The organism is Gracilibacillus suaedae (assembly GCF_017599345.1).
Classification (GTDB): Bacteria; Bacillota; Bacilli; order Bacillales; family Amphibacillaceae; genus Gracilibacillus; species Gracilibacillus suaedae.
This window is the reverse complement of sequence record NZ_JAGFVL010000020.1, coordinates 147,309-172,274: the sequence shown is the minus strand read 5'-3', so window position 1 is coordinate 172,274 and position 24,966 is coordinate 147,309. Positions and strand designations below refer to the sequence as shown.

The 24,966-nt window shown below is 37.0% G+C and carries 19 protein-coding genes; all 19 read left to right on the top strand.

Features of this window, described 5'->3' with window-relative positions; translation table 11 throughout:
* Positions 1–38 precede the first annotated feature (38 nt).
* The 19 genes from J5J03_RS05025 (at position 39) to J5J03_RS04935 (ending at position 24,955) form a co-directional block, all read left to right on the top strand.
* Positions 39–1,214, top strand: a complete 1,176-nt coding sequence (locus tag J5J03_RS05025; RefSeq protein WP_208586840.1) for an AGE family epimerase/isomerase — start codon at positions 39–41, stop codon at positions 1,212–1,214.
* On the top strand, positions 1,211–2,386 hold the full coding sequence (locus J5J03_RS05020) for a glycoside hydrolase family 130 protein (protein ID WP_208586837.1): 1,176 nt from the start codon (positions 1,211–1,213) through the stop codon (positions 2,384–2,386). Before J5J03_RS05025 ends, J5J03_RS05020 begins: the two co-directional genes overlap by 4 nt.
* A 133-nt stretch (positions 2,387–2,519) precedes the next feature.
* Positions 2,520–3,527, top strand: coding sequence for a LacI family DNA-binding transcriptional regulator (locus tag J5J03_RS05015; protein ID WP_208586834.1), 1,008 nt, complete (start codon positions 2,520–2,522; stop codon positions 3,525–3,527).
* A 345-nt stretch (positions 3,528–3,872) separates the two neighbouring features.
* Positions 3,873–4,469, top strand: coding sequence for a DUF624 domain-containing protein (locus tag J5J03_RS05010; RefSeq protein ID WP_208586832.1), 597 nt, complete (start codon positions 3,873–3,875; stop codon positions 4,467–4,469).
* A 311-nt stretch (positions 4,470–4,780) separates the two neighbouring features.
* Positions 4,781–6,139, top strand: a complete 1,359-nt coding sequence (locus J5J03_RS05005) for an ABC transporter substrate-binding protein (protein WP_208586829.1) — start codon at positions 4,781–4,783, stop codon at positions 6,137–6,139.
* Between the two features lie 178 nt (positions 6,140–6,317).
* A complete protein-coding gene (locus tag J5J03_RS05000; protein WP_208586827.1) occupies positions 6,318–7,190 on the top strand; it encodes a carbohydrate ABC transporter permease in 873 nt (290 codons plus the stop codon).
* A gap of 1 nt (position 7,191) precedes the next feature.
* Positions 7,192–8,022 (top strand): carbohydrate ABC transporter permease, encoded by an 831-nt coding sequence (locus tag J5J03_RS04995; protein ID WP_208586819.1) that lies wholly within the window; start codon positions 7,192–7,194, stop codon positions 8,020–8,022.
* Between the two features lie 11 nt (positions 8,023–8,033).
* Entirely contained in the window at positions 8,034–8,963 is a 930-nt protein-coding gene (locus tag J5J03_RS04990) for a glycoside hydrolase family 113 (protein WP_208586817.1), read from the top strand.
* Positions 8,964–9,023: 60 nt separating this feature from the next.
* Positions 9,024–11,465 (top strand): beta-mannosidase, encoded by a 2,442-nt coding sequence (locus tag J5J03_RS04985; RefSeq protein WP_208586815.1) that lies wholly within the window; start codon positions 9,024–9,026, stop codon positions 11,463–11,465.
* A gap of 11 nt (positions 11,466–11,476) precedes the next feature.
* A complete protein-coding gene (locus J5J03_RS04980; RefSeq protein ID WP_208586813.1) occupies positions 11,477–12,460 on the top strand; it encodes a glycoside hydrolase family 113 in 984 nt (327 codons plus the stop codon).
* Positions 12,461–12,471: 11 nt separating this feature from the next.
* Positions 12,472–13,089 carry an SGNH/GDSL hydrolase family protein gene (locus J5J03_RS04975; protein WP_208586811.1) on the top strand — a complete coding sequence of 206 codons (618 nt, stop codon included), beginning with the start codon at positions 12,472–12,474 and terminating at the stop codon, positions 13,087–13,089.
* A 173-nt stretch (positions 13,090–13,262) separates the two neighbouring features.
* Complete coding sequence (locus tag J5J03_RS04970) at positions 13,263–13,706, top strand: GNAT family N-acetyltransferase (protein WP_208586803.1); 444 nt, start codon at positions 13,263–13,265, stop codon at positions 13,704–13,706.
* Between the two features lie 142 nt (positions 13,707–13,848).
* Positions 13,849–14,838 carry an aldo/keto reductase gene (locus J5J03_RS04965; protein WP_208586800.1) on the top strand — a complete coding sequence of 330 codons (990 nt, stop codon included), beginning with the start codon at positions 13,849–13,851 and terminating at the stop codon, positions 14,836–14,838.
* Positions 14,839–14,856: 18 nt separating this feature from the next.
* Complete coding sequence (locus J5J03_RS04960; RefSeq protein ID WP_208586791.1) at positions 14,857–15,813, top strand: acetylxylan esterase; 957 nt, start codon at positions 14,857–14,859, stop codon at positions 15,811–15,813.
* 20 nt (positions 15,814–15,833) lie between these two features.
* A complete protein-coding gene (locus J5J03_RS04955) occupies positions 15,834–17,177 on the top strand; it encodes a GH1 family beta-glucosidase (RefSeq protein ID WP_208586789.1) in 1,344 nt (447 codons plus the stop codon).
* Positions 17,178–17,390: 213 nt separating this feature from the next.
* Positions 17,391–18,281, top strand: a complete 891-nt coding sequence (locus tag J5J03_RS04950; RefSeq protein ID WP_208586786.1) for a LysR family transcriptional regulator — start codon at positions 17,391–17,393, stop codon at positions 18,279–18,281.
* Positions 18,282–18,806: 525 nt separating this feature from the next.
* On the top strand, positions 18,807–19,322 hold the full coding sequence (locus J5J03_RS04945) for an acyl-CoA thioesterase (protein ID WP_208586784.1): 516 nt from the start codon (positions 18,807–18,809) through the stop codon (positions 19,320–19,322).
* An 11-nt stretch (positions 19,323–19,333) separates the two neighbouring features.
* The gene (locus J5J03_RS04940) at positions 19,334–19,705 is read left to right on the top strand and encodes a hypothetical protein (RefSeq protein WP_208586782.1); all 372 of its coding nucleotides are present in this window, start codon (positions 19,334–19,336) and stop codon (positions 19,703–19,705) included.
* A gap of 321 nt (positions 19,706–20,026) precedes the next feature.
* The gene (locus J5J03_RS04935) at positions 20,027–24,955 is read left to right on the top strand and encodes an immunoglobulin-like domain-containing protein (protein ID WP_208586780.1); all 4,929 of its coding nucleotides are present in this window, start codon (positions 20,027–20,029) and stop codon (positions 24,953–24,955) included.
* Positions 24,956–24,966: the final 11 nt, after the last annotated feature.

Sequence of the window (24,966 nt, the reverse complement as noted above, 5' to 3'; positions counted from 1 at the left end):
ATTAAGTTATCGATAAACTTAAAGAGGAGGTTCTATTCATGAAAGAAATAACAAGCGAAATCCAACAACATTTAGAACAAAAAATCCTCCCGTTTTGGATGCAGTTGAAGGATGAGCAACATGGTGGTTTTTATGGGGGAGTAGACTATCATTTAGAAATTGATCAGCAGGCAGATAAAGGAGGGATTGCAACTGCAAGATTCCTCTGGACTTTTTCAGCCGCATATCGAGTAACTGGGAAAGAAGAATACTTAGAGCATGCTCATCATCTTTATCACTTTCTTCGTGACAAACTATATGATCAGGAATATCTAGGCATCTATTGGTTAGTAGATTATCAAGGGCAACCGAAAGATACGAGAAAACATGTATACGCCCAATCATTTGCGATTTATGCATTAAGTGAATATTATCGAGTCACGAAAACAGAGGAAGCGTTAGTATTGGCAAATGAAATCTATCATTTAATTGAAGAGAAAGGCTATGACCAGGAAAATCGTGCTTATGGTGAAGAGTTTGATCAATTTTGGAATCCAGTATCGAACGAAATGTTAAGTGAAAATGGTGTGGTTGCAGAAATTACAATGAATACGCATATTCATGTGTTGGAAGCGTATACCAATTTGTATAAAGCAAACCCTACGGATGCATTAAAACAAAGAATACTAGATTTATTAGAAGTGCATTATGAGAAGATTTATAACCCAAATACCAAATTTTTAAGTGTTTTTTTCGATAAGCAATGGAATTCATTAGTCAATATGAAATCATTCGGTCATGATATTGAAGCGAGCTGGTTAATGGATGAAACCATTAAAACAATAGGGTTAAGTGATAAAAGGTATGATCAAATGGTGCTTGATATTGCTTATAATATTGCTGAATATGCGATGCAGGCAGATGGTTCATTAATCAACGAACAGGTTGATGACCATTATGATGAAACGAGAATTTGGTGGGTACAGGCAGAAGCAATGGTCGGCTATTTAAATGCATTTGAACATACACAAGATCCGAAATTCAAACAATTAATCGAAAATCTTTGGAGCTATATAAAAAAACATATAGTGGATAATCGTGAAAATGGAGAATGGTATTGGTCAATAGAGCCTGATGGAAAGCCAGCGGAAAGAGCAATCGGGGAACCGTGGAAGACATCTTATCATAATAGTAGATTTTGTTTAGAATTTATCGAAAGGGTGAAGCAATCATGATTCATGAAAAATACTATCAGCTTTTGGAAGAACATGAAAAATTAATTCAACGTAAAAATCCAGAAAACAAGCAATTTTACAATGGTGTTTATACGAAATATCAATATCCTGCCATAACAAGACATCATGTGCCACTCCATTGGCGTTTTGATTTGAATAAGAAAACGAATCCATTCTTTATGGAACGTTTAGGTGTCAATGCGACGTTTAATCCTGGAGCGATCTATCATGAAGGGAAATATTATATGGTTGTACGGTTAGAAGGTTTAGATCGTAAATCAATTTTTGCTTTAGCAGTAAGTGACAATGGTGTAGATCAATTCCGGTTTATCGATTCTCCACTCGTTTGGGCAGATATTGATCAAGAAGAAACAAATATGTATGATATGCGATTAGTGAAGCATGAAGATGGCTGGATTTACGGTATTTATTGTTCAGAGAGTAAGGATGCGGATGCAGATGAATTTGATACATCCAGCGCAGTGGCACAAGCTGGTCTTGTTCGTACCAAAGACCTCAGGAGCTGGGAACGTTTGCCGAATATTAAGACACCATCACCTCAACAGCGAAATGTTGTATTACATCCTGAATTGGTTGACGGACAGTATGCATTCTATACTCGACCGCAAGACGGTTTTATTTCAACTGGCTCTGGCGGAGGAATTGCATTCGGATTAACAGCAGATATTACAAACCCAATTATTAAAGATGAACAAGTGATTCACGGCAAGAAATATCATACGATTTATGAAGTCAAAAACGGACAAGGACCTGCACCAATTAAAACAGATCAAGGTTGGATTCATATTGCTCATGGTGTTCGTAACACTGCGGCTGGCCTGCGTTATGTTCTCTATACTTTTGCGACGAGTTTAGCTGATCCTACAAAACTAATTGCGTTACCAGGTGGTCATTTCATTGCACCATACGATGACGAACGGACAGGTGATGTGTCTAATGTTATTTTCTGTAATGGTGTAGTCGTTAATGATGAAAATGAAGTTTTTGTTTACTATGCATCTAGTGATACGAGAATTCATGTGGCAAAAACAACTGTAGATCAATTAGTAGATTACACGTTCCATACACCTGAAGATCCGTATCGGTCTCTAGAAAATGCACAACAACGTAAAGCGTTAATCGAACAGAATGAAGCCTTATTAAAAGGGTGACATCATAGTTCACTCTTTTCTCTTCATATCGATTAGGGTAAAATAAACACGAATTAAGTTAAATTATTAAGTAATTTTTCTTTAAAAATGTTATGATATTAGAAATGGGAAGTTAGAGTATGGGGTGAACAAAATGAAGTCCAATGTCACGATGAAAGATATTGCCGAAAAATTAAATGTTAGTAGTGTCACGGTTTCTAAAGCACTGAACGATAAAGAAGGCGTCAGTGAAGAATTAAAGGAAAAAATTAAAACGTTAGCGGATAAAATGGGGTATCGCTACAATACGATGGCGAAATCGATGAAAGACGGTAAGTCATATAACGTGTGTGTTATTATCCCTGAACGTTATACCGGAATGACGCAATCTTTTTATTTAAAAGTGTATCAAGCAATTGCACAGATTTTAGAAGACCGTGGTTATTATGGAATTATTCATATTTTACCTAATGAAGACGAAGATCAGTTAAAGTTGCCACGCATTTATCACGAGCGCAGAGTAGATGGCTTCATAATGCTTGGACAACCTAGCAAAGCATATATAGAATTAATGCAAAGTGTTGAAATGCCTTTAGTTTTCCTTGATTTCTATGACGAGAATGATAATGTAGATGCAGTCATTACCGATAACTTTTATGGAGCTTATGAAATTACGAATTCATTAATTCAACAGGGGCACAAGGAAGTTGCCTATGTCGGCAATCTATTTTCTACAAGTAGTATTCAGGACCGTTTTCTAGGATATTATAAGTCATTGTTAGAGCATAAAATTCATTTGAAACAGGAATATGTCATTAGTGATCGGGATGAGCGGGGAGCTTTTATCGAAATGGATTTACCCGAACAAATGCCAACCGCTTTCGTTTGTAACTGTGACCAAGTAGCACATTTACTTATCGAAAGACTAAATAAAGAAGGGTATCGGGTACCAGAAGATTGCTCAGTAGTCGGATTCGATAATGATATCTATGCCACGCTGACCACGCCTCACCTAACAACAGTAGAAGTGGATATCGAAGAAATGGCCAAAAACACGGTTAAATTTATTTGCGATAAAATGGATAATCCAGAAGTGAAATTCGGAAGAGTCGCAGTAAAAGGTAAAATTATCTACCGCGATTCAGTAAAAGCGATCAAATAAACGAACAAAACCAAGGTGATAGCCTTGGTTTTGTTTGCAAAGACAGAAAGTTTGGATAGTGGAAAGAGATTACCCTCTGGTAAACTTTGGGGGATTGAGTACGGACATTTGTTCCGTTATTTGTGACAAAAGTGGCCTTTTTAGGCTGTCAGCGGACATCTATTCCGCTATTCACCGAAAATAGTTCTAATGGAGTCTGAAATGAACCAAATAAGGGATTCAATGTCCGCCAACATGGAAAAACAGGTGATTTTCATTCAAATAAGGTACTAAATGTCCGTTCCATAAAATGCTCGCGTTACTGATTGGTTTTTCTGTTGAAATGTAGACAAAGGATGATGAGGGATGAGTGGTTCCATTCAAAAAGTATTTCAGTTTTGTTATAAACTTTTTTTAATTAGTTTTTATTATTGGCTCTACCTGCTAAAAGGAGTCGTTATTTACAGTTTTATACCGGCAACTGCATCATTGTTGAAGACGAGTGAGCAATTTCTAATCAATGAAAATCCAGAAGATATCGGATTATTGTTCAAAGAAAATTATCAAAGTTATCAATCGTATTATTTTGCATCTTTCTTAAGTGTGATGTTTGTGATTTTAAGTTATACTGCCTTATTTTTTGCGAACAGATCTGACCATTCGTTTAGTCTTGCATTGGTGATAGTTAGTGTCTACTTTATGATTCTATTTGTGATTAACTATACTTTTATATTGTATTATCTGACTAAGGGTATCAAAGCGTGGAAAAAGTTGTTGGCGTTAGCTTTTGTTTCTTCCATTAAATACCCGTTAAGGTCCATATATATATTGTTTATCGTAGCGATCTTATCCTTTTTGTTTACTTGGAACCTTGTTGCATTTATCGCACTCGCTCCTTGTATATATGGCTGTGGTATCACAACGAGCTTTATCAAATTTTCGCCTCCGTTTTTAGAAAAATAGGATTAGAAAAAGGTTATACCCTTGAGTTTTTTCTCAAGGGATTTTTTTGCGCATTTGGAAAGCGTAATATTTCGATTGAAACTAGATAAAACGTTAACAAATCAATATAACTTTAACGCTAAATTAATCATGTCTGTCTGAATTTACAGAACAATAGTAACCTACTATAGGTTAAATAGAGTAATAAAACATGATAAAAACCACTTATAAAAAAACAAAAAACGTATTGACTAGCAAGCGTTTTCAGGTTATTATTAAGTTGTTATTAACTTAACGTTAACTTAACGAATTTGAGAAAGGGGTCAAAAAACATGAGTAAAAAGTTATTAGTGTTTTTTGCAAGTATGTTAATCGTTTTAGGTATCATTGCAGGATGCTCATCAGATAGTGAAGATACTAGCAATGACAATGGTGAAGACACAGGCTCTGACGCACCACTTTATGAAACCTGGAAAGACAAAGATCCAGAAGAAATTGAAGGAGACCTTACTGTCATCACACACAGAACGGATATTGTAGATTCTGTCTACCAAGACTATAAAGATCAATTCAATGAAAAATATCCGAATGTAAATGTAGAGTTTGAAGCACTAACTGATTACGGTGGAGAAATTATGCCACGTATGAACACACAAGATTATGGGGATGTACAATACCTACCAGTTGAGGTTCCAATTGCAGATATTCCAAACTTCTTTGAACCAATTGGTAAATTAGATGAAATGGAAGAGAATTACTTAGGTGTAGAAGAACGTGCAGTTGACAACACAGTTTATGGTATTCCGATTGCCGTAACCTACACAGGTGTTATTTATAATAAAGCAGTATTTGAAGAAGCTGGTGTAGAAGGAATTCCAGCTACTCAAGAAGAGTTTATCGATGCTATGCAACAAATTAAAGATAACACAGATGCAATTCCGCTTTATACAAACTATGCAGATGGTTGGCCGTTAACACAATGGGAAGGTGCGGTAACGACAACTGCTGGAGATGTTGATTATTACAATGTGGACATGCTTGATGATCCGACTCCATTTGATGAAGGGGATCCACACTATGAACACTATAAATTAATGTATGATCTTGCTGAACAAGGATTAATTGAAGAAGATCCATTAACAACAGATTGGGAATCTTCTAAAGTTAGAATGAATAATGGTGAAATTGCAACGATGGTATTAGGTTCGTGGGCGCTTGAGCAAGTCCAAGGTGCTGGAGAAAATGCCGATGACATTGCGATTATGCCGTTTCCATCCGATGCAGAAGAAACCATTTTCTCTTTAGGTGCTGATTTAAATATTTCTATTAACAAACATAGTGAAAATAAAGAAGCAGCTTTTGCTTGGGTTGATTGGTTTATTCATGAATCAGGATACTCAGTAGAACAGGCAGGCGGTATTAGTGCAGCTAAAGATGTACCATTACCAGAAGCTTTAGCGGCAGGTGAAGAAGAAGGCTGGCAATTCTCTATGTTAACACCTTCTCCAGACGACAAGAAAGGTTTATTAGATGAGATTGACAAAGAATCAGAAGTTGGTCTTTGGTTAGAGCCTCGAAAACAAATTTTAATCGAAGCAGCAATTGGTAACCGTGACGACTCATTTGATGATTTAATGAACAAGTGGAATGAAGATTGGTCTGCTGCTTATGAAAAAATTGTTAACGAATAAAATATGAAAGTTGAACACTATTCACCAATAGTGGTGAGTAGTGTTCCTTTTCAAATCATTCTATCTCTACTGCCATAATAGATAAATAGAGAAAAAAGTGAAAATTAAATGAAATCTTGGAAGTAGATTACTTACTTCTTAGTTTCATTTAGTTTTTACCAGGAGGTGCGACAATCAGATGTTTTCCAAATTATCCTATAGAACGCAACGAATCATTATTATTGTTTCCTTTTTAATAGTACCACTCACATTACTAGCTATTTTTTCCTTTTTACCTGTTGCCAATATGTTCTGGTACAGTGTGACAGATTGGAATGGCTACAGTGAAAAAGAATTTGTAGGCCTGGAAAATTATATTACGGTATTTACAGATCCAGAATATTTCCGAGTATTTGGTGTCAGTTTGTACTATTTCTTTGCAACATTCGTACAAATGGGAATTGCATTGTACTTTGCAACAATATTAAGCTTTAAAGTTCGATTTAAAAACTTTTTTAAAGGGGTTATTTTCTTCCCTTATCTTCTTAATGGGGTAGCAATTGGGTTTATGTTTTTATTCTTCTTCAGACCAGATGGTGCATTGGATACGGTCTTGCAGATGATCGGACTAGGGGATTTTGCCATGCATTGGCTAGGTAATCCGGATATTATCAATGTATCTTTAGCTGGTACATCGATCTGGAGATACATGGGTTTTAACTTCATTATTTTCTTAGGTGCGATCTCATCTATATCTGGAGAAATTTATGAAGCAGCTGAAATTGACGGTGCGAATCGCTGGCAACAATTTCGCTACATTATTATGCCGAGTATTCGCATCATTATTTCTTTAAATCTAGTATTAGCAATTAGTGGTGCTTTAAGTGCTTTTGAAATTCCATATATCATGACTGGTGGAGCAAATGGAAGTGCGACATTTGTTATTCAAACAGTAGACACAGCGTTTAAATATGGAAAAATTGGTCTAGCATCAGCGATGGCAGTTATTCTCTTGTTTATCGTCATTATTGTAACTGTCCTACAAAAACGATTCTTTTCGGAGGAGGATTAAGATGAAATCGAAATATGCGGCGGGAAGCATTTTAAAGTATGGGTCATTAATTTTAGGAGTAATTGCTGCTATATTACCTATTTTAGTTGTATTTTTTGCCTCTTTTAAAACAGGTACAGAATATACAACAACAGGTCCACTTACTCCTCCGAGTGACTGGACGAATTTCGAAAACTTTAAACGTGCCTTTGTAGAAGGAAACATGTTAAACGGTTTTAAGAATACCGTCATTATACTAGTGATCTCGATTATTGGTACTACACTTATCGGATCAATGGTTGCCTTTGTTTTAAATCGTTTTAAGTTCAGAGGAAGTAAATTAATTTTAGGTGCTTTCTTACTGGCGACACTGATCCCAGGAGTAACAACACAGGTAGCAACATTTCAAATTGTAAATGCACTAGGTTTATTTAATACGATGTGGGCAGCGATTGTACTTTACTTAGGTACGGATATTATCGCTATCTATATTTTCCTGCAATTTATGAATTCAATCTCGGTATCATTAGACGAATCAGCGATGTTGGATGGGGCATCTTATTTTACCATTTATACAAAAATCATTTTACCGTTACTAAAACCGGCAATTGTTACGGTGATTATCGTAAGAGGTATCTTTGTATATAACGATTTTTATACACCATTCCTATACATGCCGAAGACAGAGTTGCATGTTATTTCAACAGCACTGTTTAAATTCCAAGGACCATACGGGTCAGAGTGGGAAGTTATCTGTGCTGGGATCATGCTTGCCATTATTCCAACATTTATTGCATTTATTTCCTTGCAAAAACACATCTATAATGGCTTAACATCAGGATCAGTAAAATAACGGAGGTATTTATGGAGTATATTAAAGGATTCACGTTTGGCTGGGGAGCGAAACGTGGAGATTTTACCAAACTAGAAGCAAAACAATCTTTACAATTAATGAAAGAAAGAACAGCGAGTAATTATGTTATTTTTGCTTTAGCTGCCACACAAGAAACTGCTTTTTCTACCGATGTGATCTACCAAGGTGAACATATCGTAACAGATGAAGAATTAAAAGATATGATTGATTATGCACGAAGCATAGGCTTAAAAGTTATGATTAAACCTACCGTCAATCCTGCTGATGGGATTTGGCGGGCCCATATTAATTTCTTTGACATTGATGTACCTTGTGAACCGAAATGGAGTGATTGGTTTAAAAGTTATACAGACTATCAGCTACATTATGCCAAAATAGCAGAAGAAAAAGAAGCTGAAATGTTTATTGTTGGCTGTGAGATGGTGCAGACAGAGCGTCGTGGAAAAGAATGGCGCAGCTTAGTTAGAGATGTACGTGAAGTATATTCCGGTTTGATTACCTATAACACAGATAAATACCAGGAAGCGAATGTAGCATGGTGGGATGAAGTAGATGTTATTTCTTCCAGTGGCTATTATCCGTTAGGGGACTGGGATAATCAGTTAGATCGAATAGAGCAGATTATCAAACCTTTCAATAAACCGTTTTTCTTTGCGGAGGCAGGTTGCCCGAGTAGAACGGGATCAGCCCATATTCCTAATGATTGGGGACTAGCAGGTGCGATTAACCAAGAGGAGCAAAAAACCTTTTATCAAGATATGTTTGAAAAAACAGCAAAACGTGATTGGGTGAAAGGTTTCGGTCTTTGGGACTGGAAAGCAATTCTTTATCCTGAATCTCAAGCGAACCAGGACGATGATTATGCCGTTTATGGAAAAGCGGCAGAAAAGGTGATAAAAAACTTCTATCAATCGATGTAAAACAACAGAAGTCGTGCTATCAGATAGTACGGCTTCTTCTATAAATAGGGTGGTGTAATGATGCTAAAGGTTAATTTTAACGACAATTGGACACTGAAGGATTTACAAACAGAGAAAGAATATCATGTCAGATTGCCTGCTTCTGTAATGAATACTTTATTAGACGCGCATGAAATAGCGGACCCTTTTTACCGTGATAATGAAGAGCAGGCATTAGAAGTGGCGAATAAGGATTATCTATTTTATAAAAGATTTGAAGTAGATCAGACATTACTTGCACATGAGAAGGTTACGATTACTTTTCATGGCATCGATACCATTGCAGAAATTACAATAAATGGACAAAAATTAGCAACTACAGAAAATATGCACCGTATTTATGAATGGAATGTGAAAGAACTGTTAGTTGAGGGGGAAAATGAGATCTACGTCACGCTATTCTCCCCGTTAAAATATATTGAGGAAAAGCAAGCAAAAGATCGTTTAGCTGGCGTTGATCATGCCGTAGATGGGTATCAGCATTTACGTAAAGCACACAGTATGTATGGCTGGGACTGGGGGCCGAAAATACCCGATTTAGGTTTGTGGCGAGATGTCGAACTAAAAGCATGGAACGACAACCGATTAGAGGATATTCATATTCATCAAATTCACAAGAGTAATCAAGTACAAGTGAGGGTGGATGTAACAGTAGAAAATCAAATGGACAGCTGTGAAACAACAGTTATGTTAAAAGATCCTGCTGGTCAAGTGGTAAGTAAGGATGTTGGAAAAGATTCCTTTCTATTTGAAATGGATGACCCACAACTATGGTGGCCTGTTGGTTATGGTGAACAATCATTATATACGCTGGAGGTTTCACTTAACAAGGATGGCGAGCAAATTGATAGTCTGACAAAAAGTATCGGACTAAGAACGATTGAAGTAAAGCATGAACCAGATGAGTGGGGAAAGTCATTTGCGTTTATCATAAATGGTTATCCGATTTTTATGAAAGGTGCTAACTATATTCCAGAGGATAATTTATTGCCACGAACATCGAAAGAGCGAACAGAACGTTTGATTCAAGATTCAGTGGATGCCAACTTTAACATGATTCGTGTCTGGGGTGGGGGACATTATCCGGAAGATTATTTCTATGATTTATGTGACAGGTACGGCATTATTGTTTGGCAGGATTTTATGTTTGCTTGTAGTGTTTATCGTTTAACAGAACAGTTTGAGCAAAGTGTGCGCCAAGAAGCAATCGATCAAATCAAGCGGATTCGTCATCATGCTTGTCTAGGAATATGGTGCGGAAATAATGAAGTCGAGGAAGCCATGGAGCATTGGGGTTGGCCGAAGAAAGCGGACTGGCGCCGTGATTATATCAAATTATTCGAAATCATTTTACCTGATATTGTTGCGGAAAATGATCCACAAACCTTTTATTGGTCCTCGTCACCATCATCAGGTGGAGGTTTTGATAAACCGCGTGATCCGAACATTGGAGATGTTCACTATTGGGAAGTATGGCATGGTCAGAAACCATTTACAGACTATCGAAACTATTATTTCCGTTTTTGTTCTGAATTTGGTTTTCAGTCATTCCCATCGGTGAAAACGATAGAAAGTTTCACCAAACCGGAAGATCGCAATATTTTCTCAAGAGTAATGGAACAACATCAGAAAAATGATGCTGCAAATGGTATGATTCTTTATTATTTATCTGAAAACTTCCTTTATCCGAAAAACTTTGATGCACTGCTTTACACTTCCCAACTGTTACAAGCGGAAGCAATTAAATACGGTGTCGAGCATTGGAGACGACATTTAGGTAGATGTATGGGATCACTATATTGGCAATTAAATGATTGTTGGCCGGTAGCTTCATGGTCCAGTGTTGATTATTACGGTCGTTGGAAAGCATTACATTATTACGCTAAAAAATTCTATGATCCTATCCTTCTATCGATAGAAGAAGGGGAAAAAGATGCTTCCATCTATGTTACTAATGATCATTTAGAAGCAATTGTTGGCCGTATTGAATGGAAACTACGTGATAATCAATCACAAGTTATTCGGGAAGGTTGGAAAGAAGTGAAGGTCGATGGTTTATCGGCGAAAGCTTGTCAATACTTAGATTTTTCGGATGAGATTAGTGAAAAAACAAAATATCGAACTTACTTAGAAGCAACCCTATATATAGATGGAAATCGTTATAGTAATACGTCTGTTATTTTTACTAAGCCAAAGCATTTTGACTTCTTAAATCCACAATTGAACTTCCAAGTGGAGGAAGGGAATCAGCAATTTACTATTCAAGTAAGTGCAAAAGCGTACACGAAATACGTAGAAATACAATTAGAACAGGACGTAGTATTATCAGATAATTTCTTTGATTTATCACCAGATGAGCCGAAAAACGTGACAATAGCTAAAAACAGGCTTCCAAAGTCAGTTACAAAGGCTGCATTAGAAAGAACACTCAGCATAAGAAGTGTTTACCATATTACACATTGAGGATGAGTAACATGCAGGAAATTTTTATTAAAGGTATGACATATGGTTGGAATACGACAAGAGGGGCTTATCAAACAGAAGCTGCTGTTGATTCCTTAACAAAACTAAAAGCTACAGGCAGTGAATGGATTGCGTTATCATTTTTTGCCTTGCAAGATACGTATCATTCCACAGATATTCATTTTGATTACGGCCATACGATGACAGATCGTGATATCATATTTGCGGTAAAACAGGCTAAATCATTAGGTTTGAAAGTTTGCTTGAAACCGGTTGTGAATTGTCGTGACGGTATATGGAGAGCGCGAATTGGTTTTCCAGAGGAAGCTGAAAGTGACTGGAATCAATGGTTCAAATCTTACACTAATTTCTTAATACATTATGCAGAACTAGCAGAAGAGCTTGAATGTGAAATGTTCTGTATTGGCTGTGAAATGATAAACACAGAACATCAAGTTGACAGATGGCGACTGGTGATTGAACAGGTTCGACGTCTGTATAATGGACCGATTATATATAATGCGAATCATGGAAAAGAAGAAGGTGTCGAATGGTTTGATGCCGTTGATTTTATCGGGACAAGTGCTTATTATCCAGTAGCAGACAAGCCTGGTGATTCGGTAGAAAATATGGTGAAAAAGTGGGAACAAATAAGTGTTAAGCTAGAAAAACTTTCTCAACAATACAACAAACAGATCATTTTCATGGAAATCGGTTGTCGCAGTGCATTAGGTTGTGCCACCATGCCTTGGGATTTTGAGCATACACATTTACCTTTTGATGAAGATGAACAGGCAAACTTTTATGAGTCTGTCTTTCAAGTATTTTGGGATAAACCGTGGTTCGCAGGATTCTTCTGGTGGGACTGGAAAACTACAATGTATCCTTTAGAAGATGCCAAAAAAGATCTCGATTTTGATATTTACGGTAAAAGAGCAGAGTATATTGTAAAAAAATGGTATAATAAAGAAAAGACACTCGTTAGTAAACCGTAAGGAGAATGGTAATGGAACTAGGAAAACGAATAGTTTTTATTGGTGACAGTATAACGGAATGGGGAAGATATGAGGATTCAGAAGGAATTGGCACTGGTTATGTAAGACTACTACATGATTATTTGCGTGTAAGTGCACCTGAGAAGAATTTTGAGATATTTAACAAAGGTGTTGGTGGCGATCGGATTATCGATTTGACAGAGCGATGGCAACAGGATGTTACTAATTTAACGCCTGACGTTGTATCGATCTCGATTGGGATTAATGATGTTTGGCGTCAATTAGATCATCCGGGAATGGAACAAGTATCACCGGAAGCATTTGAGGCGACCTATCGTCAGTTATTAGATCAAGTAAAGTCATGTCAATTGATTTTAATGGAACCGACTGTTATTGAAGAGAATCTCCAATCAGAAGGAAATCAATTACTTAAAAAGTATGTGGAGATCGTCAACCAATTAGCTAATGAATACCAGGCCGTATTAGTCCCTGCACATAGAGCATTTGTCCAGTATTTAGCGGCAAATAGCAGTTACGGACTGACAACAGATGGTGTTCATATGAATAGTGCCGGAAATATGTTGATGGCAAAAACGTGGATCGAAGCGGTAGAAAAACGAGCAAAATAGTAGGAGAAAGTAGTTCCGTTTTGGAGTACAAACAATTAATTGTTCCAAAACGAACTACTTTTTTTGCGTTAACGTATTATTTATTATATGAAGTAAATCAGTTTGTTGCAAAAATGGTGGACATCATATACGCTTGGGAACATCAATCCCTAATATAGATAGGAGCGTTTAAAGTGGCGGAACTAATTGTACCAATGAATATGAATACGGTGGAACAGTGCATCGACCTATATATAAATGTTTTTAACAATGAACCATGGAATGAGACGTGGACAGTTGAAGATGCGAAAGAAAGACTGGTAGATTTAGTGAAAACACCTAAATTTCTGGGCTTTCTATTATATGAAAAGGACGATTTAATCGGGTTCATTGCTGGAAACAGTAAACAATCAGATAAAGGGTTAACTTTTTATGTAGCTGAATTATGTATTCATAATCAAGTCCAAGGCAAAGGTTATGGATCTAGATTACTGCAATATTTGGAGAATGAATTAAAGGAAAGAGATATTCAAAGTCTTTATCTATTAACAGCTAAGGGCGGATCTGCAGAAGCCTTTTATATAAAAAATAATTATGTGGAAAATAAAGAAAGAGTTGTTATCAAGAAGAATTTGTGAGGAAATATCATAAAAAAACGTTTGCAATTTTCATACAATTATATAATAATAAAATTAATCAACGTTTTAAATCGTTTAAGTTAACGATAACTTAACTGTGTGGTATAATGAAACCGGTATCCTAAAATAGAGGAGGGCGATTATGCCATACATAGCAAATCAAGAACGCTATCAACAAATGACTTACAACCGTTGTGGTGATAGTGGCTTAATACTTTCAGCTATATCATTGGGCTTGTATCGTAATTTTGGTGAAGACACTCCATATCAACAAGCCAAAGACATTCTGTTAACTGCTTTTAATAATGGTATTACTCATTTTGATTTAGCGAATAATTATGGTGAGCCAAATGGAAGTGCTGAAACATTATTTGGCCAAATTTTACGAAAAGAGTTACCGACGTATCGTGATGAAATGGTTATCGCAACTAAAGCAGGTTATGATATGTGGCCTGGACCATATGGTGATGGCGGTTCAAGGAAATATATGCTCGCTAGCCTGGATCAGAGTTTACATAGATTAGGCTTAGATTATGTAGATATTTATTACTCACATCGTTATGATCCTGATACGCCATTAGAGGAATCGATCTCGGCGTTAGACACTGCTGTTAAACAAGGTAAAGCCTTATATGCCGGTGTTTCTAATTATCCAGCCGACATTATGGAGGAGGCCATTGCTTTATTCAAGCAATACCGAACGCCTTTTATTGTGCATCAAGTCCAATATTCGATGTTTTTGAGAGAACCGGAGAAGCGTTTATTTCCTTTATTAGAAAAGGAAGGCCTTGGAGCAATTGTTTATCAACCGTTATTTCAGGGGCTTTTAAGTACCAAATATCAAGATGGGATTCCAGAAGATTCCCGGATTGCTCAAAACGTGGACTCGATTTCTAGTGATCAGATTACACACGACCGAATAGCAAAAGTACAACAATTAAAAGAAATAGCAGATAACAGAGGTCAATCCGTTCCACAATTGGCAATTGCTTGGGCGCTAAAAAGGAAATCGGTTTCTTCGGCGTTAATTGGTGTTCGAAATGTCGAGCAACTCATTGAAAATAGGAAAACAGTAGAAAATCTATCATTCACCAATGAAGAAGACCAAGCGATTAACTGTATATTAACTTAGCATAAAGGGGGAACACCGATGCACATAGATATGCCACTCGAGGAATTAGAAAACTATCATGGCACCAATCCGAAACCTGAAGATTTTGATGCCTACTGGAAGCGAGCTTTAGAAGAATTGGCGCAGTATTCATTAGCTTATGATTTGGAGGAAGCGGATATCACCCCTGATTTTGCAAACTGCTATCATTTATATTTTTCAGGGGTTGGAGGAGCACGGGTCCACGCTAAATTAGTTAAACCTAAGCATCCAACAAGTCAAGCAATTGCTATCTTTCATGGTTATTCAGTAGATAGTGGTGATTGGCTTGATAAATTAGCTTATGCAGCGCAAGGAATTACTGTCCTGGCTTTAGATTGCCGAGGGCAGGGTGGTTTATCAGAGGATACACTCCAAACGAAAGGCCCTACATTAAGAGGTCATATTATTAGAGGGTTAGAAGATAGAAATCCTGACCAACTGTATTATCGGCACGTATTTCTTGATACCGTACAGACAGTTAGGATCTTACAATCGATAGAAGGAGTAGATAAAAACCGCATCGGTGTCTATGGACAATCACAGGGTGGGGCACTGGCTACTGCTTGTGCAGCGCTGGAGCCGACGGTTAAACATTTATATGCAGTCTATCCTTTTCTATCTGATTATGAAAGAGCATGGAATATGGATGTACAAAACAGTGCTTATGAGGAAATTGCCTATTTTTTCCGGTGTTTTGATCCAACACACCAGCGGCATCAAGAAATTTTCGCGAAATTAGGATATATTGATATTCAACATTTAGCAGACCGAATTCAAGCATCTGTACAATGGGTAACGGCTATGAGGGATCACATTTGTCCACCATCTACACAGTTTGCCGTATATAACAAAATTCGTTCTGACAAACAGATGACACTTTATCATGAGTATGGGCATGAACATTTACCACATCATGCCGATCAAGCTTTTCAACAATTTTTAACTAGATTATAGATATTTGGAGGGGTATAACAATGGCAATTATTCAGTTTCCGAAAGATATGCAATGGGGTACAGCTACAGCATCTTACCAAATCGAAGGTGCGGCTAATGAGGGTGGTCGCGGTGTTTCAATTTGGGATACGTTTTCAAAAACACCTGGCAATGTCGTAAACGGGGATAATGGAGATGTAGCTTGTGACAGCTATCACCGTTATGAAGAAGACGTAGAGTTAATGAAGGACCTTGGCATTGATGTGTATCGTTTTTCGGTAGCATGGCCGAGAATTTTCCCTAATGGTACAGGTGAAGTCAACCAAGAAGGGTTAGACTATTATCACCGTTTAGTTGATAAATTATTAGAAAATGGCATTGAGCCGATGTGTACGCTCTATCACTGGGATCTGCCACAAGCATTACAGGATAACGGTGGTTGGGGTAACCGTGATACGATTGATGCATTTGTAGATTATGCAGAACTAATGTTTAAAGAGTTTTCTGGGAAAATCAAAAAATGGCTAACATTAAATGAGCCATGGTGTATCTCCTTTTTATCCAACTTCATCGGGGTCCATGCACCAGGTCATCAAGATCTGCAATTAGCAACGCAAATTTCTCACCACTTACTGGTAGCCCACGGAAAAACTGTACAAAAATTCCGTGAGCTTGGAAATGATGGCGAAATTGGTTTTGCGCCGAATACGACATGGCTGGAGCCTTATAGTAATCGTCAAGAAGATATTGATGCATGTAATCGTGAAATCGGTTGGTATATTGAATGGTTTATGGATCCAGTGTTTAAAGGTACCTATCCAGAGTTTATGGTCGATTGGTTTAAGAAAAAAGGTGTCGAATTAGACATAGAGGATGGCGATATGGAAACAATCAATCAACCAGTAGATTTCCTTGGTATTAACTATTACACTGGTCATATTGCTCGTTATAAGGAAAATGAAGGATTGCTCGATTGGGAAATGGTTGAAATGAATTATGATCGTACAGATATCGGCTGGCCAATCTTCCCTGAAGGATTTTATAACGTTTTGATGCGTATTAAGGATAGTTACGGTGATATTCCCATTTATATTACGGAAAATGGTTCTTGTTATAATGATGAACCAGAGAATGGTAGTATAAAGGATACTGGTCGTATTAATTATCTCGAGCAACATTTAACAGCACTAAGTCGAGCAATCGCATCAGGTGTGAATGTAAAAGGTTATATTACGTGGTCACTTATGGATAACTTCGAATGGGCGGAAGGTTATACGATGCGCTTTGGTATTGTACACGTCAACTACCGCACATTAGAACGTACCAAGAAAGACAGTTTTTATTGGTATAAACAAACCATCGCAAATAATTGGTTTGAGAATTAAAATGGTAAGGGCTTCCTTCAATGGAGGTCCTTTTTTATTACATCAGAGTAAGGCAATCCCACATCACTCTACAAGATATGATAATATTTATGTATAAAGTAAGACTATGAACAGGTGTTAGCGTCTGTTCCCACCACTTAGCTTCCCTGTGTTACTTGAAGCTTGAAGTGGGATTCTTTACAGACGTGACAAATTATCAGAGGAGGATCCAGCTTGGATATCAAGCACCTACAATATTTTTTAGAAGTAAGTAAAACTGAAAATTTTACCCAAGCAGCAGAAAACCTATATATTACCCAGCCAGCACTTAGTCGAATTGTGAAAACGTTAGAAAGTGACTTAGGTGTTGCTTTATTTCACCGTTCAAGAAAGAAAATTACACTTACAGATGCTGGGAAAGTACTACATATGCATGCATCAAAAATTGCAGATCAAATAACAGAAATGGAGCAGGAAATCGATCAAATCCGGACCTTGAAAACTGGCCATGTGCGAATTGGTTTACCAACTGTCGTTAATTCTTTCTTTTTCTCTCAATTAATAGCTGATTTTCATCACCGGTATCCAGGTGTTACTTTTCATTTAGAAGAAAACGGATCAAAAGTAATCGAAGAGAAGGTGTTGGATGGGGAGCTGGATTGTGGTGTAGTCGTGTTAAATAATCATTTGACGGCAGATTACTACACCTTTGTCGAAGATAATTTAAATCTAGTTGTGTCTAATCAGCATCCACTAGCAATTGAACATCAGATACAAATACAAGATTTAAAAGATCAATCATTTATAATGTTCAATCAGGATTTTGAATCCAGGAACATTATCATCCAAGCATGCAAGAACGCTGGGTTTGAACCGAAGATAGTGTCCGAAACATCACAAATTGACTTTTTAGAAGAAATGGTGGCAACGAATTTAGGAGTTACCCTCTTACCAGATAGTACAAGTCAATCATTTACAAAGAATATTGAAAGAATTCCGATTGTTAATCCAATTATTTCTTGGAATCTCGCATTTATTTGGAAAAAAGAGACTTATCTTTCTCAAATCAACAAACAATTTATTACGTTTACGAAAGAAAAATTAATCAAACAGAAAGAAGACTGAATCTGTCCTTATTGGGGCAGGTTATTTTTTGTCTTGTCGAGATAGCTAAGTCTAGATCATAAAATTTTAATCAACAAATCCAAGTAAAATTTTAATAGATTTGTTGAATAACCAAGGATAAAGAACAAAACTGAGTAACCTTATTAGAGATTTGTTGAATAACCAAGGATAAAGAACAAAACTGAGTAACCTTATTAGAGATTTGTTGAATAACCAAGGATAAAGAACAAAACTGAGTAACCTTATTAGAGATTTGTTGAATAACCAAGGATAAAGAACAAATCTGAGCAGCCTCATTAAAGATTTGTTGAATAAATCGAAATAAAGAACAAATCTAGCAAACGAGCGAGCCTCACCGTAATATCTCAGTTGAGTTAGTCTCGATGTGGGCTCTTTTTTTTGAATCGTTTACATGCATTTTTGTTATCTTTGACATACTAGATCGGAATTGTACTTTGCTCACTCTATGGGATTATAATTTAGAAGTAAGGGATAAATTTAGAGAAAATTAGCAGGGGTGACAATATGGAAACAAAAAAAATGAAAGACACACGCGTTGTTCAAACTGACCAAGTTTTGATCAATGATTTAAATAATTATCATTCACTTTTTGGTGGTGTGTTAATGAAAAAGATGGATGGATGTGCGACATTATCAGCAAGAAGACTATCACGAGTTAAAGAGTGTGTAACAGCATCCACTGATTCTGTTCATTTTATTGCGCCAATTCGCCAATCGGATTCGGTTTGTATCGAGTCTTTTGTCACATATACAGGTACAAGTTCAATGGAGATTTTTTGCAAGGTAATTGCCGAAGATTTAGATACTGGAGAGAGACGTTTCGCTGCAACGGCATTCTTTACGTTTGTGGCAATCGGACCGGATAAGAAGCCAGTCCAAGTTCCAAAAGTAGAACCCGAATCTGCGGAAGAACAATTTTTATATGAAACAAGCAGTGAACGTGTAAAGATTAGAGATTTAAAAAGACAGCAAAATAAAGAATTGATTTCTAATATATCATTGGAAAAACCATGGGATTAAGGAGAGGAATTATGCTTATTTCAGTAAATAAACAGAAATTGCAAGACCTTCAATATGCAATTAGACAATTGAAAACAGAACATCCGGCACAATTTGAACAATTCAGAAATATTATAATGCTAACTCGACAGTTGCAATACAGTTTTCAATATTTAGGATGTCTTCTTATGGATGAAGAGACGAGTGATTTTTTACCAGAAGTAAAAGATAGTTATGTATTATCCATTTATGAAAGAGAAATAGATAAAATAAAACAAGAACATTCTATGGACAAAGTACAACAGCTGTTAGCGAACTATAAAGAAGCTAGTTATGATCACATTTGTAAACTATTATTAGGTAAAGAGATTGAGATGTTAATAGGGCCAATGGTTGTGAGATAGAAAAAACAGTCAAATCTTTTGGTTTGGCTGTTTTTTATTTCATGATATGTTTTCTGTTCGAGTATACAAGTTTATCTCTCTGAGGAAAGGTGTTATCTCGTGATCAATGTCTGTAGATTTACGAATTAAACTATTAATAAGTCAAATTAACATTAAAAATAGTAAAAATTTTATCAAAAAGCCGAAAGCTCATATGAAATAATGTAAGCGTATTCAATCTTGTGGGAGGAGGTATTGTATCTTACACAACATGATAAACAGCTAATGATGTATAAAGGAATTTGACTGGTCTTAATACCTTCGAAAGGAATGGTGGTAAACATGACAGGTAAAAGCAGTTCTTTTAAACAATTTATCGTTCTTTTAGCGATAACACTGACTTTGTTAGGACTTGGCACAATTATCGGAATTAATCAGTCGCAAGCAGAAGAAATAACAAAAACGATAACGATCGATGGTAACGATGTTGATGAACACAATCGCTTTAAAGGTTTTGGTACGGTATCAGGCAATAATACATCTCGCTTATTACTCGATTACAAAGAAGAGCACCCTGAAAAGTATTGGGAGATTATGAATCAACTATTTAATAAAGAGACAGGAGCAGGATTAACTCATGTAAAAGTAGAATTAGGTGGAGATATCAATTCTTCCTCTGGTACTGAACCAGCAACAATGCGTTACAAAGATGAACCTGCCAACGTATTAAGAGGTGCAGGCTTTCAATTTGCTGCTGACGCGAAATCTATTAATCCAGCAATCACAACCGAGATTTTACGATGGGGTGAACCTCGCTGGACTTGGAATGGTGCGGCTGATCAAGATTATGAAAATCGCTATCAGTGGTACAAACAAACGATCGATGCTGTTAATGAAGAGTATGGCTTCCAATTAGATTATATCGGCATATCGCAAAACGAGAGAGCACAAAATGGTAATGGGAGAATTGATGTAGAATGGCTTGAGTATTTTACTTCAAGAATAAAGGAAGAACCCAATTATGAAGAAGATTATCAAGATATAAAGCTAGTTGCTGCTGATGGATATCGGGATACCGAGACAATTAGTCGTACGTTATTAGATAACCCAGACTTGATCGAAGAAATTGGTGTGATCAGTTCTCATTATGGTCTGACAGGTTCTAATGAACTTTCAGAATTACAAGACCAATTAATTGCAGAAGATAAAGAACCAAAAGAGGTTTGGGTTTCAGAAGGGATCGCACCCATGATTAATGCTAGATATCGTGAGAACATGGAACCACATTACAATGGCCTTGGTGGACGTGCTGGTATTATTGATGTGACATCACGAATCATTTCTGTCTATTCGTGGGAAGGAGCAGGTAATCTGCCATTAAATGCAGTTTCATTTGATTTTCAGCCATCTGTTGCTGCTTTTTACCAAGGTGCACAATACAATCCGAAGCATTTAATTAGTGCATTTGATCCTTGGTCAGGTTTTTATGAAGTAGATGGTGGTCTTCAGGGTGTCAGACATGTCATGAATTTTGTTGGTTATGATGATCCTTCCACAAAGGAAAATGAAAGATGGCAATATATAAAGAATGCCACCTACAGTGATGGTAATTTCTTTGACGGAGGAGTAGATGTAGATACCAGTACACATAATTATATGACATTGAAAGATCCGAAAACAGACGATTACACTACTGTATTTGCCAACAACACGAAAGATACACGTAAATATACGATTGATTTAGAAAACTTGGATGGAAAAGAGGATGCAGAAGTATTTGTTTGGGAGACTCGTGGGCCTGAAGAAGGACAAGATTATGATGAAAATTGGTTTCAACATATAGAAACGATTCAACCGGAAGATGGAACGTATGAGATTGAGGTAAAACCCTATTCGATCGTGACCATTTCTACGTTAGATAAAGAAGCGAAAATCGATGATTTTGCTTATCAATCAGATCCGGTAGATTTATCAGAAGATACGATTATGCCTTTACCATATACAGATGATTTTGAGTATGATGAATATCCTGAAGATGAACAAGGAAGAGACTATATAGAACGACGTGGAGGTACACCAAGGTATACAACAGATCAAATCGGGGCTTTTGAGGTAGTGAAAGAAGCAACAAAACCAGTGGGAAGTGGCAGCTTTGAAAGAACAGAACGCGAAATCCCGGACGCAGAAGAACACGGCAGTATGCTGCAACAAAAAATCACGCCAGATATTATCGGAGCAGATTGGGCTGTTTGGGGTGGAACAGACGGATCTGAAGCAAATGTTAATCCTAACACCAATATCGGAGATTTCCGCTGGGCAAATTATAAAGTATCATATGACTTTTTATTAGATACGCATACTCCAGAAGCAGAAGGCAGAGAGAATTATGCTTTAATCGGTGTTCGCCAAGTAAAATCTGACTGGTCTGATTCTCAGGCACCTTATAATGCCCGGATCTACAAGGATGGAAAGTACGAGATTTTGAAACTTGGTGATGTGGTTGAAGAAGGAACAATAGAATCGTTTGATAATACTAGATGGCACAACTTAGCATTTGAAGCAAAAGGAAATATCTTTACCCTTTATCTTGATGATGAAGAAATAGCCTCTTACACGGATGAGGATTCAACTGTCATGTCTGGTAGAGTGACATTAGGCTCAGGCTATTACGAAACACTTATCGATAATTTGAAAATTGAGCCAATTAAGGGTTATGCATATGAATCATGGAAACTGGATAATGCGCAAGGTGAAATTTACGACACAGAGGAAGAGGCATTAGAAAACGATGATCAATGGAACCCAATTGGATATGTTGGTGACTGGGAATTTATCCAGGCTGGATATGGACACTATAATCGTACACAAATGAGCGCATCAAGTGACTATCCGGTTTGGAATGGCATTACTGTGGAGCATACAGATACTACCAATCAGCAAGGAACATTAAACAAGGTTTACTATTCAGGAGATTGGGGCTCCAATAGTGGTAATGCTTGGGGAAATGAGGGTGATTCTTATGAAATTACCTTTAAAGGAAATGCTATCCGATTGTATGGTGAAGCAAATCCGTCGAATGGTACGGCAGATATTTATTTAGACGGTGAACTTGTCGGTGAAGCTGATTATTTGAATAATAGTTCGATCGTAAAAAAGGTTTGGGAAGCGACAGATCTGGAAGAAACTGAGCACACATTGAAAGTGGTTGCTAAAGAAGCTTATACAAGTTTTGTTCGAGCTGAAATAGAGACAAATGATCCGATTGACTTTGAAGCAGTAACAACATTAGCTCCCAATGACTTTACCGCAATAGCTGATGATTCAGAAATTGGAAATGAGGAAAATACAGTGTATGCATACCGTGAGAATGGCAATACCTGGGGAGCTAACAGCACCAATGCTTGGGCTGACTTTAATGATAATCCTTATATCTTCATCAACTTCACAGGTACGGGAATTGATTATCTTGCAGGTGCAGAAAATGAAACCACTTACCATGTGGAATTGGATGGTGAAAGTGTCGGTAATTTTGACGTAGAGGATGACGGTATCAGATATTCAGTCAGAGGATTAGAAGATAAAGCCCATACGTTAAAAGTTTCTTTAGGTGACAATGAAGTAAAAGAACAATATATGGATTATCGCGGTGTCAACATTTACAGTACACCTGAAGAAAGTGAAGATATGATACTCTTTGATTTTAAAGGAAATGGCTTTAATCTATTTGGTGCAACATCTGACGCATTAATAGATGTGTATATTGATGATCAATTAGTGGAGGAGGACTATCGAGTATATCCAAGAGGAGACAGACAAACCTCTTATCACATTCGAGGTCTGAAAAAGCAGAAGCATACAGCTAAAATAGTAGTGAAAGCTGGTAACTATGTGCTAGATGGAATCGATATTATTACAGGTGCTAGTCCAGCAGAAAAAAATAAGGATAAAGAAAAAAAGAAGGACAAAAGTAAAAAAGATAAGAACAAAAATAAAGATAAGGAGAAAGACAAAAGTAAAAAAGACAAGAACAAAGATAAAGATTTAGTGAAAGAAGCAGTAGAGGCGTTAAAGGTTTATAATATTGATGATGTTCGTGGTAATTTGTCATTACCAACCGAAGGAGAGCACGAAACAACGATCTCTTGGGTGTCAGAAAATCCATCGGTTATCACGACAACAGGTGAAGTGACACGCCCTGAACATGGCGAAGGCGACGTAGAAATAACATTAGCAGCAACTGTAGCACTCAATGGTAAGAAAGCAACCAAAGAATTTGTGGCGAATGTAAAAGAAATGCCGGAACCGCTCGATTATCAAGGATATTTGTTTAGTTATTTTACTGGTGAAGGTTCCGAAAATGGTGAACAAATATATTTTGCCTTGAGTGAAGGAAATGATCCTCTTCACTGGCAACAGCTTAATGATGGAGAACCCGTCATCACATCTAAATTAGGTGAAAAAGGTTTAAGAGATCCGTTTATTATTCGTTCTCCAGAAGGCGATAAATTTTACATGATTGCGACTGATTTAAAAATCAATGGTAATTGGGATTGGAATAGAGCGCAAACAGAAGGAAGCAGGTCAATCATGGTTTGGGAGTCGACTGATCTGGTGAATTGGTCCGAACAACGATTAGTAGAGGTAGCGCCTGAGGAGGCAGGAAATACATGGGCTCCAGAGATCTTTTATGATGATACGATCGGTAAGTATGTCGTATTCTGGGCATCGAAACTGTATGACAATGAAGAAGATAGAAACTCAGGAGATAGTTATCAACGTATGATGTATACAACAACAAGAGACTTCCATACTTTTAGTGAACCTGAGGTTTACTTGGATTATGGTTACTCGATTATTGATACAACCATGGTAGAACATGATGACAAGATTTATCGTTTCACGAAGGATGAACGAGTAAACAATGAAGAAACGTCACCAAATGGTAAATTTATTTTCCAAGAGGTAGGAGATTCTGTACTTGACCCTGATTTTGAAATGATTACAGAAGGAATTGGTAAAGGAACGATTAGCCAAGGGGAAGGACCAGCAATATTTAAGTCCAATACAGAAGAAAAATGGTACTTATTTATTGACGAGTTTGGTGGCCAAGGCTATGTACCTTTTGAAACAACCGATTTAGCTTCCGGGGAATGGACAGTAGCCGAAGATTACGATTTACCTAGTCATCCACGTCACGGCACCGTTTTACCAATTACACAGGAAGAATATGATACATTACTTGAAAATGTACCAAGTGAAATAAAAGAGTAGTTCTGGTTTAT